Raw genomic sequence first — 15,753 nt, 5'->3', positions numbered from 1 at the left:
ATACTGCGAAATTCATGGATATGGCTGAAATCGATCCGGGAAATCCGGCAGAGATTTCAAGTTCTGATGAACGAACCAAGCCACAATAAGAACGCGATGCCACCTGCCCCAATCCCTACGAGGGCCAAATTTACGGCACCATTGAATATCTTGCTATTTCTATCCATTACAAAATTATTCTGTGCGATCATTCCATCATAGTGAGCGCACTGTTCCGCTATAGCGTGAGCAAATGACTTTCCGTTTTCAACGTCTGCCGCCCACTTGCTGGGCTGGTTCCCTACGAATTCGAAACTGACAGATCGCGCGGATATCACCGCCATCCATGCCGCAACAAATAGTGAAACGGCAACGGCCCAAGCCGTGAACGCCAAAAGAGTGTCGGGTGGGTGACTTGTCACCAGGCTATAGGCGGCCCCGACAAGAATGACCGAAGCCGCTGAGACGGCACCAGCAAAAGTATACGCCCGCTGGTCTGCCGCGATAGCTGAGGTGAGTTGGGCGTCAAGATAGCTTTCAGCCTCCCTAAGCACCTCTTGCAGCATTTCGATATTTGCGCTCTTAATGCATTCGAACAAGGGGGGACTATTCATGCAAGGTGACCTTTCGGCTCATCCAGACAAACCAGGCAGCGGAAGAAAAGGCGGCGGCGACGGCGGTCAAGTTAGACACCCAACACCACCACCCGCGCCTCCTGTCAATCGGCCCCCGCCTCAGCCTCCTAAGCCGGCACCTCCGAGCAAGAAATGACAATGACGCGGCAAGTCGAAGAGGTCTTTGATTTGCCGCCGCCTGTTTGGGGGATTATCTTTCGTCGCGCGATGCGCGGAATAACCATGTTTTTGAGGGAGGCAAAAATGAAATATTTGATTTTGGTTCTTAGTGTTCTTTTTGGTGCGTATGGCGCTGTCCCAGCGTTGAGCCATGGTGGCGGTACAGACTCAAATGGGTGCCACATGAACCACAAAACTGGCGACTATCACTGCCATTAGGCGAGGCTGTTATGATCAAATGTGCTGTGCTCGCAATCGGATTTATTTTGGGCACGTCCGATACATATGCTTGGGACGGGACGGACACGACGACCGGCGAGACGGTTGAGATTGGCAAGGGTAATCTTGTTAGAACGGGCAGGGACATCGAAGTATTCGACGGCGGTGCTGGCGAATATCGAGACGTGACCGTCGAAAGCATTCGGCGGTACGGGTCAACAGTGGAAGTCGAGGTCTACGACAACGAAAGCGGCGAATACCGCACTTTTGAAATGGAAGACGATTGATCCTCGCTCCCCAAATGTCTGTCGCCGGTTCAATGCGGCAGACGCCGCTTTACCATCCTGGGGGCTCCGCTTCTGGATGGCCCGGCGTTAATGACAAATGATCATGACCCTCGCCAGCTACGCGCCAGACAGTGCTGTTGCTGTTGCTGTCACGAGGCAATTGCTCGATCCAATGACCGCGATCCGTGTACCGGCATATCGCGCTAGATACCGCCCGAACCTCTTTGATGAAAACGCGCCACTCCGCTCGATGAAGCTGCCAAGCGCTTCCTTCAGGGCCGGACTGTCGGTAACCCGGAAAGCTATTTCCCGCGTCGTGAATGGCCGACTCGGCAGTGCTTCGATGATTTCGGCAAGTTCGTCCTTCTCTGGGTCCACAGCCCGCTGAGCGGCGATGTCGCCCCGACAATCAGCCAACCCGAGCCAGATCAGGGAAGACCGCACCAGGTCGCTCCAATCCTCAAAACCACCCATTGGTGAGGCCTTGTTAGGTGTTCCGGCTGATAGATAGGCTCGCTCGACCGTCAGCGCCGCCGCAACAAGCTCGGGATGCTTGCGCATAGCAAGGTCGATTGCGTCGAACTCGAAATGCCTTTCCTCAGGTCTTTCGCATCGAGCATCAAGCCGGATTTGGATCGTGCGCCGGTTTAGATCGCCGTAGACCGTCAGGTTGTTGCCCGTAGCGCATATGAGGCTGGTCGCAGGAATGCGGACGTTCTTTGACGAGCCTAGGACGCGAACCTGAATCTCGTCTTGCGTGAGCATTTGGCAAAGCTGGTCACTTTTCAGAATATGCGTCACGTTGTCGATGCTCAAGATCGGGTCTCCAGCGAGAGCGCATGCGCCGATCCGTTTTTTCAAGTTCTGCCCTCATATGGTGTGGGAGTGACCCGTCGACCGGTCGCCATGACCGTCGCGACGTCCACCACTACTAGCGCCTTCGTGGACACTTCCTTCGTGTCAACACGCAACGCCAATCAAACCAGTCGAGTCGGCCTTGGTATGCGTACGAAGCAGTCGGCACCTGCCCAAGTGCTCTTCTGCGCCAATCATCCTGTCGTCCGCTGTTGAGAGAGAAGGCAGGACAAACTATGTCGAGCCGATTACATGCCGGTCATGACGCATCCTGGGAAAACGAGCCTGTACGGACGGACAGTCCGGCGACATAAAAATGGTAAGCTCAACGACATAGATCCGCGAAGGCTTGGCTCGCCGACGTCTCGCCCTACCGGATGCACCTGCCAAGGGCGTTGGCACAGGCCGTGAAAAACAACTGAAGCCACTCCAAGGCTTTTGCGACGCGCAGCAGCGCGGCCGCGCGCCGATCCAAAACCCTTTTCTCGACAAAAGTCCAGGAGAGATACGCAGCTGCGCCTGAAGAGAGGACGGCATAGACGATGTTCAAAAGCCAGAATGTGCCGCCAGGAAGCAGTTGAAAGGCTGCCTGTTGGAAAGGGTAGCCGTAGAGGTAGATGCCATATGAATAGTCGGCGCCGCGTACCAGGAGCGTTCGCCTTGGATTGAGTAGCCCGATGTATGCCGTTGAGTAGGCGACGAATGGTGTAGCGAGGTAGAACATCGCCCCGAAGTAGAAGCACACTAAGGACAGCGCGAAGCTCAGAACGAACAGCGGAAGCGAGAACGGCAATGCGTTCCGGACGAGATAGATTGCAGCTCCGAATAGAAACGATAGGATTAGCACCCCGCCAGGAGCGTTGGCTCCAACGATAAAGAAGCCAGTGAAGGCTGCCTCTGCGGAAAGCGCGAGCATGCCAAAGACGGCTGCGCTTGTGAAAAGGATTGGTCTCTTAGCGAGACCAGCCATTCCCAAAGCTGCAATTGCAATATAGCAATTCAGTTCAAAGGGAACAGTCCAAAGTGATCCGTTCACACGGTTCGGGGGAGGTCGGTTCTCGAAGACGCCGGGAAGGTCAAAGTGCACCCAGCCTACTATATTGCCGAGGTAGCGCCAGAATTCTGGATGGGAAAAATAATCCCTCAGAGAGAGCGAGGTTAAGAGCGTGCCCAAGAACAGGGCGGAAATCAGCACTTCAACGGAAAGGGCAGGGAAAATTCGGATAAACCTGAGGGTCAGAAACGCCGGGACGGTGTTACGTTCCAGGCTTCCGGCGACTAGGAATCCACTCAGGGCAAAAAAGCTTGGAACGATAAAATACAATATGGGATGCAGCGGACCATGCCACAGCCATATGACCAAAGGTGCATGCCATCCGTAGCATATGCCTATGCTATGGCTCAACAAGACGGCAATTGACAGAAATAAGCGAAGATAATCAAAGCCGCATGGCCGATTCTCCGCTCGGATCAATTGATCCGAGATCGTCTTATTGCCCAACGACAAAGCATTCATCCGATCATATCGCTAATGCGCGTCGTGTGCGCAGCCTGGGGTAGTTGTCTGTTTGTCTATTCAGTCAATGTTGCTGCCCTTCAACAGCAACGGCCATGCCAACCCCCGCTCAAGCCCACTAAACTTCTGATTACGCTGGATCAATTCGAAGGTCGCGGACACGGCTGGTGTTTTGAAGCCGATAGGCGTTGCACCGCTGTCAGAAACCGGACAAAGCAGCGGTCCTGGAATGGGATTGCCAAAGCCGGCAAGACGATAAAAAGAATTTGAGTCCAACGCAGCCTTTGCCGCAAGAACGTTTTGTTCGCGGCCGAAAGCGCACAGGAGAGCAGGCGATAAATGTCTGCAATTTTGCCAACGTCCGTTCTTCGCCGCACCGGTTCTCCACCTCGAGGCGAGCAGCGCATGCCCCCCGGGGCTGCCACCCGGCGAGAGCTTCCATATGCAGAGTCTATAGACGCCGCATCGTCCGTATAGGGCGGAATGAGCACATATTCGGCGCCGCTGATAGATCGCGTCTGAGGTACAAGCCTGACTTTTAGTCGATCACTGCCCGGAAGGCGCCAAAACCGCTGAGAGTTGACGGAGCTGGAGGTGACGAGATTTACGAACTTGACGAGATTGACGAACGAGACCATATTGGAGCCCAAGAGGTGCGATATGGCTAACGTCAAAACCAAGTCGAGCGGGCACGGCCCCAAGCGGTCGCCGAGGCATTCCTCGCAGGCAATGCTCACGACCGCATTCATAACCAATGGAGGCGCCGCGTTGCCTAAGGGTGTGGCGGGGGTCACTTTCCGCGCACCGCGCAACATTGTCGAGGTGATTTCGGCAAAGCCGGCCAAGGTGAAGGCACTACTGGCTGGCTATGGCAAGGCGATGGCCGAAAGCCAAGCGGCGGGTCGAGCGGTAAGTTTCTGCGTCAAGGTGGATCCAACGGGTGACACTACCGTCATTCCAATGGACGAGCCGGGAACTGATACCGCTGACGATTTGGCGGACGCGCTCGATGAGGCACGTGCGCGCGGCAAGGTGCACGCCGCAATGATCCTCGCGCGAGAGGACATGCTGAGTGCGGATAAATTCGCCATGCTGCTAGGCACCAGTCGCATGACCGTCAACACCAAACGCCAAAACCACCAGGTGTTGGGTCTCGATGGTGCCAAACGCGGGTTTCGCTTTCCAGCTTGGCAAGTCGGCGGAGATGGAAAGCCGTTTGCAGCCCTTCCGCGTCTCTTCGAGCGTCTCGGCGGTGGCCCATGGTCGGTATATCGATTTCTCGTCCAGGCCCACCCAGAGCTCGACGGCATGACGGGTCGCGAGGCGTTGCGGCGCGGCAAAGCCGATGAGGCGCTCGCAGTTGCCGACAGCATTGCTGACGGCACCTTTGCCTGAGTGCCTGGGCGAGATCCTCCATCGGAATTCACGACTGTCGCGCTGGATAGCGCGACGATCGACGCTGGTGCGCGGTTCGGGCGCATCTTTCTTACGCGTTTCAAGAATCCGCTGAGATTCGGCAAGGGTCCTAGCCGGTTCAGTGATCCTCGTCGCCGTATGAGTGCTAATCGCTTCGGCGTTCTCTATCTTGGCAGCAGCTCGAAGGTCTGTTTTGTCGAGGCGGTACTGCGTGATCAGGGCGATGGCCGGGTAGGCAATCTGCTCCTCGACGAACGGGACCTCACGGAGCGCAGCTATGCTTTGGTCGAGGTTACCGCGGCGTTGTCGCTCGTCGACTTGCGGGGCGACGGTCCCTTGCGAATGGGCATTCCCAGCGATGTTGCACGCGGTTCGAAGCAGAGCCTGTCGCGTCGATGGTCAATAGCGATTCACCATCACCCGGCGCAGCTAGATGGGATCATTTACCCGTCGCGGCTGAACGGTGAAACAAATCTGGCGATCTACGATCGGGCAGTACCGAAGCTGCGCACGGTCAGGCACGGACCCCTTCTCAAGGAACCCGGGCTTGCGGCGGTGCTGCGCGACTTGAAGGTCGGGCTGCAATAATACTAGGTGCCGGAACAGGCGCTTGAGAATGGAGGTGGAGGCCGATTCTCTCGCGCTGAGCTTTTGATGCCACCACCTTCGGTTTCGGGTGACGTTGCTGTCAATGACCCGGACATCCCGCAGTTGTTCAGCATTGCGACAGAATACGACATGAGCAGAGGGCCTGCGTAGTTCCGGAGGAACCCTTGCACTGGTGGCGACGCACGACGGATACGACCTGACGCCGAACCGCATCGGAGTAGCGTCGCACCGGCCAATACCGGGCCTCGCGGCATGCGCAAGATTGCGCCTAGACTAGGCTCTTGCCGGTGCCGGCAGATGGTGCGGACCCGCGAACATGGGCGCGGTTTTCAGGCTGGGGCGAAGAACGCTGGTGATCAGCAGCGCGAGGGCAGCGGCGCGGTCACTATCGCCCACGAACGGAACCGCGGCGATCGGTTCCGACAGCACCGCCAGGGCGTCCTTCGCGTTTAGACGGGTAGACGTGCCGCCAGAGCCGTTCCCCTACGAGGAGCAGTCCAGTGTCGGCATCATACCCCGGATCGCTGATGACAGTACCGCATGGCGCAGCGTGGGCGCGCTGATAACTGCTCTCAGGCGCGGCATGAGATAGGACGGAGCGGCCAGTCCGGTCTCCTCGCAGCGGGCACGGATCTCCGCCACGACCGGAGCCAGCGGCGGAGCCTCGAGCACCAGCCATTGCTCTCGCAGCGTTGCCGCGATCACATCCTCGATGTCCTGCTGAAGTCGCTTCTTCCGGGTGCCATCCCCGCCGCGCAAGAGCGAGGTCACGGTCCGGTCGACACGGTAGCGTGTGAGCAGATTGTAGACCTGCCGCGTCGAAAGGCGCAGTTCGGCTGCCGCGCGCGCGATTGCGGACCGACGCGGACCCGAACCGTCGAGAATCCTGTCCAGCTCGCGGGCAACGCGACGTGTCGCCAACCATGTTTCATCGGAGTGTGACGCGGCGGACGCCGGTTTTGGGGTGTGCAATCGGTTCGGCAAAATGAGCAGTCAGTGAAATCGTTAGCGAAAAATCATGGCCTTCGTAGCGCCCAAACCTAAACAGCGCATGACTATTCCGCGATTGAAATCGGGAAGTGAAAGCGACACTCACCAGCGCCACGATCAGCCGAGAGAGGTGGTTCTTGGGCACGTAATCCTGCAAGCTCGGCCGCAGAAGCTGTGCCTCATCGATCTTCCAGCGGCGAAATTCCTTGCTCATAAGTCCGCAAGGAATCAGACTCGTCCCAACTTGACCAGTGACTACTCGGACAGGCTCCTAGCTTAAAACACAACGAATTCAAATCCACGCGTAAGCTTATGGTCAGCTACCCGGTCTAGCGTGCTCTTCAGTGCTTGGGAGTAATCAGCCCGGGTGCCATTCAAACCTACCGACAGGAGAGCGAATCTGATGTACGGCCGAATCAATGCCTCGTCCAGCCGGTCCCCAAGTCCTAACCAGGCCGACGGATCAAATCGGGCAGCAGATATTGACCGCTTTGCGGAGAATGTTGCAGGCGTGGCGTCCGATCTTCGCCCAAGTTCATCCTCGGGAGAGCCACGGTCATATTTCCTGACTTCGCAACCTCCGATCGAGGAGATCGACAGGTCCACCTTCAGGAGAGAAGTGAAGGCTTTCTATGGCGATGATATCAAGCACATTGCCGATAACCCGCAAGAGTACTCGGGTTTCGTGTCGCTAAAGGCCTTGAGCGCGGCAAACGTTGCTAGAGGCTACGCCAGCACCAACAACGATGCGGCCGAGGCACGATATTTCAGCTATAAGCTAGGCGACAAAAGCGTTGGCCTTCTGAAGACAGAAGGCAGCTTGAGGGTCGCGGGTAGACGGTTTCACGCCCAGTTTCCCGGGCGAAGTGATATCACCTCCCAAGTAGCTCTTCGGGTTACTCACCCCCTTGTCGAGAATGCCGGTGATATCCTGCTTGAGCATCAACTTCGGCTTGACGGCGAACGCCCATTGGTCCTGTCACGTCCTGCTGCTAGTGGGGCAGAGGACCGTCTCATGCAGATGGGTTTTGCTCATGTGGGAGGAGATAACTGGGTCCTTGATCCTGCACAGCATCCGGAAAAATGGAATAATGAGGACGGTGAATGGCGGCGGACAGACAAGCCTACGCTATATCTTTCCAAGAGCGGTGACGACCATAGGGAAGCAAGCGTCGAGACAGACTCGTCCGATGATGATGATGCGTCCTGGTATTTCGAACGCCTTGATATCGAGCGGGACCGTAATATCGAGCGGGATCGTGCGCTGCGGACGCGAGATGATTATACAAGGTGAGCGCGACACAGCCGAGCTGAGGACTAGGGAAGTGGATCCGAACCGGTTTCCGGCTCTCAGCAAAGCTCCATCTATCTCATCCGACGCTTGAGATGGCTGAACGCGCCAAGGCAGTCGCCCGCCGCCTGCCCGAATGGCGTGGACGTGTTCGTGGACAATACGGCCGGGCCGATCCATGATGCGGCCCTGTCGAATATCAGTCTCTTTGGTCGCATCGTGGTCGTCGGCACTGTGGCGTTGGCGGACCGTTTCGACCAGCCTGATATCGGTCCCAGGTTGCGGAGGCGTCAGGCATGTATCGAGCAATGCGGCGTGCCATAGAAGACCGCGAGCGTCCCATCGGGGTAGTGCCTGATCTTGACCGCGGCTTTGACGGAGTGATGTGGAATCCGGCTGTGCGGGACTTGCAATCGCAGCCGGGCGAAGGCGACTGTGTTGTCGCGGGCAACGACGCGCTCCTCTTCGATGCACAGCAGCATCATGCTGTTCGGATACGCCGGCGCGGTTGTTTGCATCCAATCGGCGGTGAGCCACAGTTCGGTTTCAAGGGAGGCTTGCCTCGTTGCGGCTGATGACGGCAAGTGCCTGATGCCCTTGATTGACGAGCGCATCGATTTGTCCGGAGGTATTCGATCCGTGAAATTTGTGGGGAACTGGACAAAAGCAACGCTACCGCTCACAGCGAGACTTGAGCAAATTCAATAAGAAGCGACTGCTGCGTTCCCTGGCATGGCCCTTGCTCTTACAGTGTGACATCCAAGCCAACGGAGCGCATGATTGAAGCTTTCTGAGGAACTGGAGCGCGCATGACGGCTACACGGGTGGAGATCGATGCAGGTCACGCGATTTATTCGCCGATGGTGCTGCGCACATACGACTGGGTTGTGTTGGGTTTCTCAAACCATCTTCTGTGGCGTTGCCCGACGCGGGAGTTGCGCAAGCTTTACGACCGCAACGTCACTGCCCGCCACCTCGACGTCGGGGTTGGCACCGGCTACTTCCTCGACAAAGCCAAATGGCCCGTTTCCAATCCCGCCATCACGCTTCTCGATCTCAATCCCGACTGCCTTGGACTTGCGGCCAAGCGCATCCGAAGGTACGCGCCGCAGACGGTTCAAGCCAACATCCTTGCGCCGCTTCCGCCCATTGAGGCATTCAAGTCGGCCGCGCTTTGCTATCTGTTCCATTGTCTCCCCGGGACAATCCCGGAAAAGGCTGTCGCCTTTGACCATCTGCGCCCGCTGTTGGCACCAGGCGCTCGTGTGTTCGGGGCGACGATCCTGCAGGGCAGCGTTCCGCGTTCGCGGCCTGCCCGGGCGCTCATGAACCTTTACAACAGGAAGGGCATTTTCTCGAACGCCGCGGATACAGTTGAAGACCTTGAAACCGCACTCGGCGAGCGCTTTTCCAACGTGAAAGTCGAGATTAGGGGAGTTGTGGCCCTCTTCGAAGCTACCGCCGTTTGAGTAAAGGGGTTGCGGCCGCCGGCCCGGACTTTCGCCTGCAATGCTCCGAAGCTTGAGGCGGACTGGTGTGTCAGACCCGCCGCAAGGTGCCGAAGCTCGCCGCCATCATGAACGACGCCGAGCCCGACGTGCTCGGGGCTCCGTGGGAGTTTCTTCAGCCCTGTACGCTATGTGAGCTTTCGAGAGGTTGTCCCATTCGAAGCGAACCGAGGAGACTGGAGTTACCACGCTTCAGCACTCACCGGAGGGTCCGAATGAACATCCACAAGAATGCCCGTCTCACGCCTCTGCGTCGAGAGGAGATGGCGCTTTCGGTGATAGGAGGCAGCCTTCCAAAGCCCATGCGGCAGAGACGTATGGCGTGTCGCCTAAGATCGTGGCGCGGTGGGTCGAGCGCTACCAGACCGAAGGCAGCCAAGGCATGGCCGGCCGCTCCTCGCGGCCAGCTGCGCAACCTCAAGGCACCGGAAATTCCACACCTTCGAGAAAGGCGATACATACCGGGCGCTGTCGAACCACATCGGGGCGCTGATCAACACAACTCTGATTCTCGACCATTGGGAGGATCTGCTCCATCTGGCGGCGTCGATCACGACGCGATCCCTCGCGCCGTCTACGATCCTGAAAAGAAGCTTTCCGCAGCTCCGAAGGAAAGCCGGCTCGCAAGGGCGCTACCGGAACTCTGCTACGAGGCGATTTTTTGCGGCGCGCAACGCGTCGCAGCAATATCAGATCGGTGATCGACCCACTCTTTTATCTGATCGAAACGGGGGCCAGCGCCCTCGAGAGGCTGGCCTCGCCGCGGCCGTAAGTCTCCGGATCATAGTTGACGATCGTGTCGGTCCTGGCCGTATCCAGCAACTGATTTCTGATCTGGATCGGTGTTGCTGATGTGAATTTGCTGCCGAGGATGGCGGCATAGCCCGAAACCACAGGCGCCCCGTAAGATGTTCCGTATAGGCCGGTGTTGTCGCCTTCAACGCCCACAGTCAGGAACATGTTCTGCACATCCGGATTCGAGCCGGCGTAATTCGAATAGATGGCCAGCTCAGCCTTGTTCTCGGGAGTACCATTGTGATCGAGCGCACCGACGAAGACTGTTGTTGGCGTTCCCACCAGATCGGAAGCTAGGAAATCCACATCCCTTTTGCTTCTACCGATCTGCAAGCCGTCGTTGCCGGCAGCTTTCGCTATGAAGGCAGTACCCGCTCGGGCCACGTCGACAATCGACTGCTCAAGCGGATGCCAGCTTACTGGACGAAAAACGCCGTAGCTCAAATTGATGACATTGAGGCCATCGTGCAGGGTGATCGGGGTCTCGTCGTTATTGTGATGCTCGAACATGTTTGCCCCGGGGGCCACCATGCCAGCTATTTCGGCGTTCCATTTCCCGTGCGGCTGGTTCTTTGGGCCCAGGCCGAGATCCGCTTCAATTCTGCCATCGAATGTGAAGTCATCTACGATAGTCACCGACACACCAGAACCGGTGTAGCCTGATGCCCACGCCTGGCCAATATCCGGGCTCATCCAACAAAAGGTGCCGTCGGCATTTTGTGGGCAGCCCGAGGTACTGCTCCCCGCGGTTAGAGGCTCTGCGACGGCGGCCCCATTGCTGAGATCACCAGCGAAACCATTTTTTGCCGTCAGGCAGAGGAGGAGCCCGAGGCCGACGACGAGCGCTACCGGCAACGATTGGATCTTGCGCATATTCATCTTCCTTGTCTGGATTTTTGTTCATTGGCGTAATGTCCCGCCCACGCCGTTCATCATCACTAGAACTGATGCATGAACCGAAGTTCGAGTTTCAGTCGGTTTGGGTGGAGGTTTGCTAGATGTTTCAACGTTTGCGCAGGCTGGAGTTGTGAAGCCGCAAGGCGGCAATTTACCGCTTGGACGCCGCCGATCGCGCCGTAGTCAGCCGTGCAAGGTTGTTCCGTCAGGTTCCCGCCCAAGATCGATCTGACGGTGAGTGAAAGCGTGGTGGACGGGCTCGGTCGCTTTTGCACGACAAAGCCGAGTTCCACACTCGGGTCGATTCGGACCTTTTCGGCACGTTGACCCGTGCTCGCGCCCCACAGCAGACCGAAATCGTCCGACAACTGCGTCAACATTTCGAATCGCATGTCGATCCAGCTGCTATGAAACCACTTATCGAAGGACACCCAGGTGCCGTCCGACAACTCGTAACCGCCCTGACCCAGGCGGCGGGCGGCTTCGGTGAGTTCTGAACCCTGATGGATGTCGACAAGGCTGGTCTCCTGGCTGCTCGCAGTCGTCGCGCTGACCAACATTGCCATTACGAAGAAGATGGAACCGCCGCCAACCGAATGCACATCTGCTACGCGCGTCATTGCAGCCGGCAGCCAAACTCCGGTCGATCGGCAGGATCCCGGTGGTCGCTTGAAAAGTCTTCAAACTCTCCAAGTGCCTCAGCTGCAAATGCCAGGTCGCCAAGCGGCGAGGCGATCATTCTCGGTAAAGCCACTTATCTCCAGTCCTTCATTTGTCAGAGCTGCCTTTTCGGCGATCTCTTGAATGGCGCCCTGCCCGCGGGGAGGAAGTACGCGAGCAGGGCGTGCCGCACAAAAGGCCGGTTGGGTTGGGCAACAGCACAGCGGCGGCAGAAACTGATTAGGAGACCTTCTTGACGACAGCCTGACGTCAGGCGTCTGGTGCGTGAAAATATGGTGCCTCGCGGCTGGGCCACATTGGCCGGCGTCACTTCTAGAATAGGGTCTCTTTCGTTTTTGGGGTACGTTCGCACCTGTCATCGAGCGGCCGATGTGTCGCGGCCTTCCTATTAAGGTCGTCCCCGGGTTCATGCTTCGGCCCGTGGTCAGCGCGGCGGCTGCCAACGTGATGCCGGTCCAGTGCGGCAACCCGAAGTGCCCATCTCATAGGCGTGCTCGAACGGAACGTTTGGCTGTCAATCGAAGTGAGGATTTGACCCTGCTATTGCCTCGGCTCGCCGGCGAAGGCGCTGATGTAGAGCCGGATGATCTTGGGCTCCGGGGAGAGGCTCGAGACCCTGGTGTCCGGCACCAGGAGGTAAAGTGCCGCCAGTCCTTGGCGTAGGCGTGCGCGTTTTTCGGAGCTGGCGGCTTTGGCGCAGACCTCGCTGTTCGACTGTCGGAATGACCGTGCAGAAGTGGGAGCCGGCGCCAAGCGGCCGAGCGGGATGGCGCTGAAACTCATGTCTGTGGTCAAGAAGCAGGGGCTGGCGGCGCTCGTTCTAGGCGAGTTCGCACGTTCGATAAGGCAAGCTTACCGGACATTATTTGACCACGGCAGGCGCAGCGCTTTCTACCTATTATCGTTGCCAAAAGCGCCGCTATGATTCATCCTGTTTGCGATGATTCTTAGACCGAAACCGTCTCCGCGCCACCATGGCACGCTTGCTGCTGCCCTTTCGGCCGCGCCGGTTGCCGTGGTGCCGGCATGGCTGCGCCGGGCCATTCCGGATGCGCAAAGTCTTGCGGGAAAAGATCTTGAGGAGGTCGCGCTCGCTGCCGGCGCCGCTCTGGGCGCGCCCGATGCGCTGGTGCGCCGGCAAGAGCGCTGGGCCGGCGCCTGGCGGCAGCGGCTGGCGCTCGCCGCAGCCGCTCAAGCGGCGCGGCAGGCGGGGCGCGTCGAGGATGAAGCAGCCCCTTCGCGACGCCGTGCTACTGACCCGCCCCGGCGATGTTTTGCCCCCGAGATCGACAAATCCCGGTCCGGCCGGGCTTTTGCTCCTCGCCTGGCGGGCGTCTGGAGGTCGAGCCTGTGGAGCGGTTGCTGACGAAAGCGTCGCTGGCCGAATTGCTGGACGATTTTGGCCTGGCCTGCGTCGACGAGACGGCGAGCGATCTGGCCGACGCGCTTCGACAACTGGCCAACACCGAAGGCGCGCTCGGGATGCTGACCGGCAGCGATGCGCTGGTGGAGCGCTTGCGCCTGCCAGGCGCCGTCGGCGCGTGGCTCGCCGACGCGTTGCTGGCGCAGCGGCTCGGCTGGACCCATGCAGTGCCGCTGCTGGGCAGCGAGACAACGGGGGGCAAAAATTCCGGCGGCACCCGTCTCCCGGCGGCTACCGCCTCGGTGTCGGCCGCCTCGGAACGGGCGAAACTGTTGCTTGCCGCTCAGGCGCGTGCGGCGCTGCGCACCATCGATCTCTTTAGCGACCTCGAGCGCCGCGCCGATCGGCTGCTTGTCGTCGCGCCAAAACTCAGGGCCAAGGCGGCGGCCGCCGTTGTCGAAAAGCTGATGTCCGAAGACGCGATCGTGGCCTCGCAGAGAATCGCCGGCATGAGCGACTGCGGCCTGCGCCGGCTGTTCGACCGGCTGGTCGAGCTCGGCGCCGTACGCGAGCTGTCCGGTCGACCGACCTTTCGCATCTACGGGCTGTGAAGACAATGGCTGAGGCGGCGCGCAGACGAGGGAAGGGCCGGCCAGATGACCATCTGTTTGATCGGGAGCTGGATCAGCTGCCGCCGGCGGCGCGCTGGCGGGAATGGATGCACCGCGTCGAGGCGACCATTTTTGCCGCCGGCGAGCCCGTCTCCCGCGAAACGCTCGCCCGCATCCTGGGAAAAAGCTGCAGCATCGATCTTTTGATCGACGATATCCGCGAGGAACTGCGCGGCCGCCCCTATGACCTGGTCGCGGTCGCCGGCGGCTGGAAGCATCTCACCCGCCCAGCCTATGCGGGCGCTATTCGCAGTGCATTTGGCACGGCCGTCGGCGAAAGCCCCCGGGCGAGCGACCTGGCGCAGGCGGAAGTGCTAGTGCTGATGTGCATCGCCTACTTTCAGCCGATCACCCGCGCCGAACTGTCGTCGTTCTTCGGCAAGGAAATCAGCCGCGACCTGATCGGTAATCTCAGAGGCTTCGGCCTCATCGCCTCCGGCCCGCGCGCACCGCAACTCGGCGCGCCCTACACCTACGTCACGACCAAGGCTTTCCTGCTGCAGTTCGGCTTCGAGACACTGCGCGACCTGCCCGACATCGAAGCGCTGGAGGATGCAGGCCTGCTGTCGAAGGCGAAGCTGCTGGCGGGTGACATCATGCCGGTCTTTTCCAACGGCGAGAAGTGGATGCTGGCATTGCCGGTGATGAATAGCGCGCGCCCTCACGCCGGAGTCGGCGGTTCGCGGCCAGCGATCCTATGTACGCAGGACGGCGAGGTCGCGCTGCCGCTTCGATCTGGTCCCGCCGGTGGCGCGGGAATAGGCTTCCAGCAAAGCCGCAAGGTCGGTGCCGGGTGGGAGTGACAGCGCCGGCCTCGGCGATCCCTGGCGCTTGTCCATGAAGTTCGCGAGGCGAGCGATCAGTCTATCATGGCCGCCTGCAGCCATGCACGAAACAGCAAACACGCGACGCCAATCGCCACTGTCGACGAAAATACGGAGCCTCGTCAGCGAGACACAGAGAACAAAACTGCATCCAGGTCGCCCGTGCCTGAGTCCCGGGCTTATCGCCCGATGCACTCGCACGCGGATTGTAGCATATCCCCTTTGCATGCCCGCCTCCCGCGAACACGCAGCTAGACAGGAGCAAGCTGGCCTGCCTGTGGGCCACGCCCTCAATCTCAGCGACGGTTGACCCATGACCACCTTCCCGACGCAATGATGGAAACAGCCATGCAACCCATTTCCTGGACGAGTGCCGGACCTCCTCCGTGGTCACTGCTATGGTCGAAAGCATGCTGCGGCACTGCACCGACAATGAAGATCCTGCGCCAATAGATCGACAGCGATAGCCACGGCGAGGTGCCTTGGCCTTCTGCCGCTTGCACATTTCAAGCGGGCGCCGGCGGTTGAGGCGACGCCAGCGCCTGGACCTGCCCCGCATGGAGCTGCGGCGGCAACTCGGCATGCGACCATCTGCTGGTCCTCATGAGTTTCGTCAAGGTCTGCGCGCCACCGTGGCAATCGTACTAACTCCTGATCACGGACCTGAAAGAGGCGCTGAGCTGAATCCCTGATTGAGGAACGGCCTCTCGGTCGAGCCCGGCGCCGGCGACGAGCTGCGCGCTATCCGTCGCCGGTTGGCGATACCGTACCCCGCTTACACCGTGGCGTTACATCAAGCCGTGACACGGAACATCGAAAACAGAGGAAATGACGCATGATCCCCGAAAACACTAACATCAGTCCGGAGATGTGGGCTTTTGTGCGGGAGCTGACGGGTCTCTCTCCGTCGCCGAACGACCCGATGGACATGGCTGGCACGATCGGATTGCCTGCGGACGACGTTCTGGCGACGGATGAAGACATGGCCGACGGGATGCCACTGCAACAGTATCTGTCGTCCGCCGAATTGTCGGAGCAGGCGGGCCAGCAGGGGCATG

At 59.2% G+C, this 15,753-nt stretch carries 15 protein-coding genes and 7 pseudogenes; 12 read left to right on the top strand and 10 right to left on the bottom strand.

Annotated elements, in window-relative coordinates; genetic code table 11:
• Positions 1–56: 56 nt before the first annotated feature.
• Positions 57–593 carry a hypothetical protein gene (locus tag ACWTU7_RS10915; protein WP_455838696.1) on the bottom strand — a complete coding sequence of 179 codons (537 nt, stop codon included), beginning with the start codon at positions 591–593 and terminating at the stop codon, positions 57–59.
• Between the two features lie 159 nt (positions 594–752).
• Between ACWTU7_RS10915 and ACWTU7_RS10910 the strand changes: the two genes are divergently transcribed.
• Together ACWTU7_RS10910 and ACWTU7_RS10905 are read left to right on the top strand one after the other, a co-directional pair.
• Positions 753–992, top strand: a complete 240-nt coding sequence (locus tag ACWTU7_RS10910) for a YHYH domain-containing protein (protein ID WP_455838697.1) — start codon at positions 753–755, stop codon at positions 990–992.
• An 11-nt stretch (positions 993–1,003) separates the two neighbouring features.
• Positions 1,004–1,279 carry a DUF5334 family protein gene (locus ACWTU7_RS10905; RefSeq protein ID WP_455838698.1) on the top strand — a complete coding sequence of 92 codons (276 nt, stop codon included), beginning with the start codon at positions 1,004–1,006 and terminating at the stop codon, positions 1,277–1,279.
• Positions 1,280–1,396: 117 nt separating this feature from the next.
• Here the strand turns inward: ACWTU7_RS10905 and ACWTU7_RS10900 are convergent, their stop codons facing one another.
• The 3 genes from ACWTU7_RS10900 to ACWTU7_RS10890 all read right to left on the bottom strand — a co-directional run bounded on the left by ACWTU7_RS10900 (position 1,397) and on the right by ACWTU7_RS10890 (position 3,926).
• Positions 1,397–2,095 (bottom strand): hypothetical protein, encoded by a 699-nt coding sequence (locus ACWTU7_RS10900; RefSeq protein ID WP_455838699.1) that lies wholly within the window; start codon positions 2,093–2,095, stop codon positions 1,397–1,399.
• A 409-nt stretch (positions 2,096–2,504) separates the two neighbouring features.
• Complete coding sequence (locus ACWTU7_RS10895; RefSeq protein ID WP_455838700.1) at positions 2,505–3,650, bottom strand: acyltransferase family protein; 1,146 nt, start codon at positions 3,648–3,650, stop codon at positions 2,505–2,507.
• A 60-nt stretch (positions 3,651–3,710) separates the two neighbouring features.
• Positions 3,711–3,926: a hypothetical protein gene (locus tag ACWTU7_RS10890; RefSeq protein WP_455838701.1), complete on the bottom strand. Its 216-nt coding sequence runs from the start codon at positions 3,924–3,926 to the stop codon at positions 3,711–3,713.
• Between the two features lie 453 nt (positions 3,927–4,379).
• On the opposite strand from ACWTU7_RS10890, the gene ACWTU7_RS10885 reads away from it, so the two are divergent.
• Positions 4,380–5,045, top strand: coding sequence for an XRE family transcriptional regulator (locus ACWTU7_RS10885; RefSeq protein WP_455846516.1), 666 nt, complete (start codon positions 4,380–4,382; stop codon positions 5,043–5,045).
• Positions 5,046–5,102: 57 nt separating this feature from the next.
• Positions 5,103–5,654, top strand: a complete 552-nt coding sequence (locus ACWTU7_RS10880; protein ID WP_455846519.1) for an RES family NAD+ phosphorylase — start codon at positions 5,103–5,105, stop codon at positions 5,652–5,654.
• A gap of 606 nt (positions 5,655–6,260) precedes the next feature.
• Here ACWTU7_RS10880 and ACWTU7_RS10875 read toward each other — a convergent pair.
• Together ACWTU7_RS10875 and ACWTU7_RS10870 are read right to left on the bottom strand one after the other, a co-directional pair.
• A pseudogene (locus ACWTU7_RS10875) lies at positions 6,261–6,659 on the bottom strand (Mu transposase C-terminal domain-containing protein); the annotation flags it as partial.
• Positions 6,604–6,879: a hypothetical protein gene (locus tag ACWTU7_RS10870; protein WP_455838703.1), complete on the bottom strand. Its 276-nt coding sequence runs from the start codon at positions 6,877–6,879 to the stop codon at positions 6,604–6,606. The pseudogene ACWTU7_RS10875 and the gene ACWTU7_RS10870, both read right to left, overlap by 56 nt.
• A 189-nt stretch (positions 6,880–7,068) precedes the next feature.
• On the opposite strand from ACWTU7_RS10870, the gene ACWTU7_RS10865 reads away from it, so the two are divergent.
• Positions 7,069–7,959: a host specificity protein gene (locus ACWTU7_RS10865; RefSeq protein WP_455838704.1), complete on the top strand. Its 891-nt coding sequence runs from the start codon at positions 7,069–7,071 to the stop codon at positions 7,957–7,959.
• 287 nt (positions 7,960–8,246) lie between these two features.
• Here the strand turns inward: ACWTU7_RS10865 and ACWTU7_RS10860 are convergent, their stop codons facing one another.
• Positions 8,247–8,570, bottom strand: coding sequence for a hypothetical protein (locus ACWTU7_RS10860; protein ID WP_455838705.1), 324 nt, complete (start codon positions 8,568–8,570; stop codon positions 8,247–8,249).
• 195 nt (positions 8,571–8,765) lie between these two features.
• On the opposite strand from ACWTU7_RS10860, the gene ACWTU7_RS10855 reads away from it, so the two are divergent.
• From ACWTU7_RS10855 to ACWTU7_RS10845, 3 genes and pseudogenes are all read left to right on the top strand, one after another.
• Entirely contained in the window at positions 8,766–9,425 is a 660-nt protein-coding gene (locus ACWTU7_RS10855; protein ID WP_455846515.1) for a class I SAM-dependent methyltransferase, read from the top strand.
• Between the two features lie 254 nt (positions 9,426–9,679).
• Positions 9,680–9,891: pseudogene (locus ACWTU7_RS10850) on the top strand (leucine zipper domain-containing protein); the annotation flags it as partial.
• Positions 9,885–10,108: pseudogene (locus tag ACWTU7_RS10845) on the top strand (Tn3 family transposase); the annotation flags it as partial. The pseudogenes ACWTU7_RS10850 and ACWTU7_RS10845, both read left to right, overlap by 7 nt.
• Positions 10,109–10,178: 70 nt before the next feature.
• On the opposite strand, the gene ACWTU7_RS10840 reads toward ACWTU7_RS10845, so the two are convergent.
• Both ACWTU7_RS10840 and ACWTU7_RS10835 read right to left on the bottom strand, forming a co-directional pair.
• Positions 10,179–11,132: a S8/S53 family peptidase gene (locus tag ACWTU7_RS10840; RefSeq protein WP_455838707.1), complete on the bottom strand. Its 954-nt coding sequence runs from the start codon at positions 11,130–11,132 to the stop codon at positions 10,179–10,181.
• 65 nt (positions 11,133–11,197) lie between these two features.
• Positions 11,198–11,776 (bottom strand): hypothetical protein, encoded by a 579-nt coding sequence (locus ACWTU7_RS10835; protein WP_455838708.1) that lies wholly within the window; start codon positions 11,774–11,776, stop codon positions 11,198–11,200.
• A 771-nt stretch (positions 11,777–12,547) separates the two neighbouring features.
• Between ACWTU7_RS10835 and ACWTU7_RS10830 the strand changes: the two are divergent.
• The 3 pseudogenes from ACWTU7_RS10830 to scpB form a co-directional block, all read left to right on the top strand.
• A pseudogene (locus tag ACWTU7_RS10830) lies at positions 12,548–12,654 on the top strand (helix-turn-helix domain-containing protein); the annotation flags it as partial.
• A gap of 123 nt (positions 12,655–12,777) precedes the next feature.
• Positions 12,778–13,811, top strand: a pseudogene (locus tag ACWTU7_RS10825) (DUF1403 family protein).
• Between the two features lie 5 nt (positions 13,812–13,816).
• Positions 13,817–14,491: pseudogene (scpB, locus tag ACWTU7_RS10820) on the top strand (SMC-Scp complex subunit ScpB); the annotation flags it as partial.
• Positions 14,492–14,747: 256 nt separating this feature from the next.
• Here the strand turns inward: scpB and ACWTU7_RS10815 are convergent.
• Positions 14,748–14,855, bottom strand: a pseudogene (locus ACWTU7_RS10815) (TniQ family protein); the annotation flags it as partial.
• Between the two features lie 675 nt (positions 14,856–15,530).
• Between ACWTU7_RS10815 and ACWTU7_RS10810 the strand changes: the two are divergent.
• Positions 15,531–15,753: hypothetical protein (locus ACWTU7_RS10810; protein WP_455846514.1), on the top strand; the 223-nt coding region annotated here is incomplete at its 3' end.

This window comes from Mesorhizobium sp. BHscii, from assembly GCF_053848065.1.
Note: the sequence above shows the minus strand (reverse complement) of the source record. Positions and strands in the feature narration are given on the sequence as shown.

Coding starts and splice junctions, on each gene's coding strand:
- ACWTU7_RS10840 (WP_455838707.1), bottom strand. CDS start 11,132: ATGCGCAAGATCCAATCGTTGCCGGTAGCGCTCGTCGTCGGCCTCGGG.
- ACWTU7_RS10870 (WP_455838703.1), bottom strand. CDS start 6,879: ATGAGCAAGGAATTTCGCCGCTGGAAGATCGATGAGGCACAGCTTCTG.
- ACWTU7_RS10865 (WP_455838704.1), top strand. CDS start 7,069: ATGTACGGCCGAATCAATGCCTCGTCCAGCCGGTCCCCAAGTCCTAAC.
- ACWTU7_RS10905 (WP_455838698.1), top strand. CDS start 1,004: ATGATCAAATGTGCTGTGCTCGCAATCGGATTTATTTTGGGCACGTCC.
- ACWTU7_RS10895 (WP_455838700.1), bottom strand. CDS start 3,650: ATGAATGCTTTGTCGTTGGGCAATAAGACGATCTCGGATCAATTGATC.
- ACWTU7_RS10910 (WP_455838697.1), top strand. CDS start 753: ATGACGCGGCAAGTCGAAGAGGTCTTTGATTTGCCGCCGCCTGTTTGG.
- ACWTU7_RS10835 (WP_455838708.1), bottom strand. CDS start 11,776: ATGACGCGCGTAGCAGATGTGCATTCGGTTGGCGGCGGTTCCATCTTC.
- ACWTU7_RS10860 (WP_455838705.1), bottom strand. CDS start 8,570: ATGCGCTCGTCAATCAAGGGCATCAGGCACTTGCCGTCATCAGCCGCA.
- ACWTU7_RS10855 (WP_455846515.1), top strand. CDS start 8,766: ATGACGGCTACACGGGTGGAGATCGATGCAGGTCACGCGATTTATTCG.
- ACWTU7_RS10915 (WP_455838696.1), bottom strand. CDS start 593: ATGAATAGTCCCCCCTTGTTCGAATGCATTAAGAGCGCAAATATCGAA.
- ACWTU7_RS10885 (WP_455846516.1), top strand. CDS start 4,380: ATGCTCACGACCGCATTCATAACCAATGGAGGCGCCGCGTTGCCTAAG.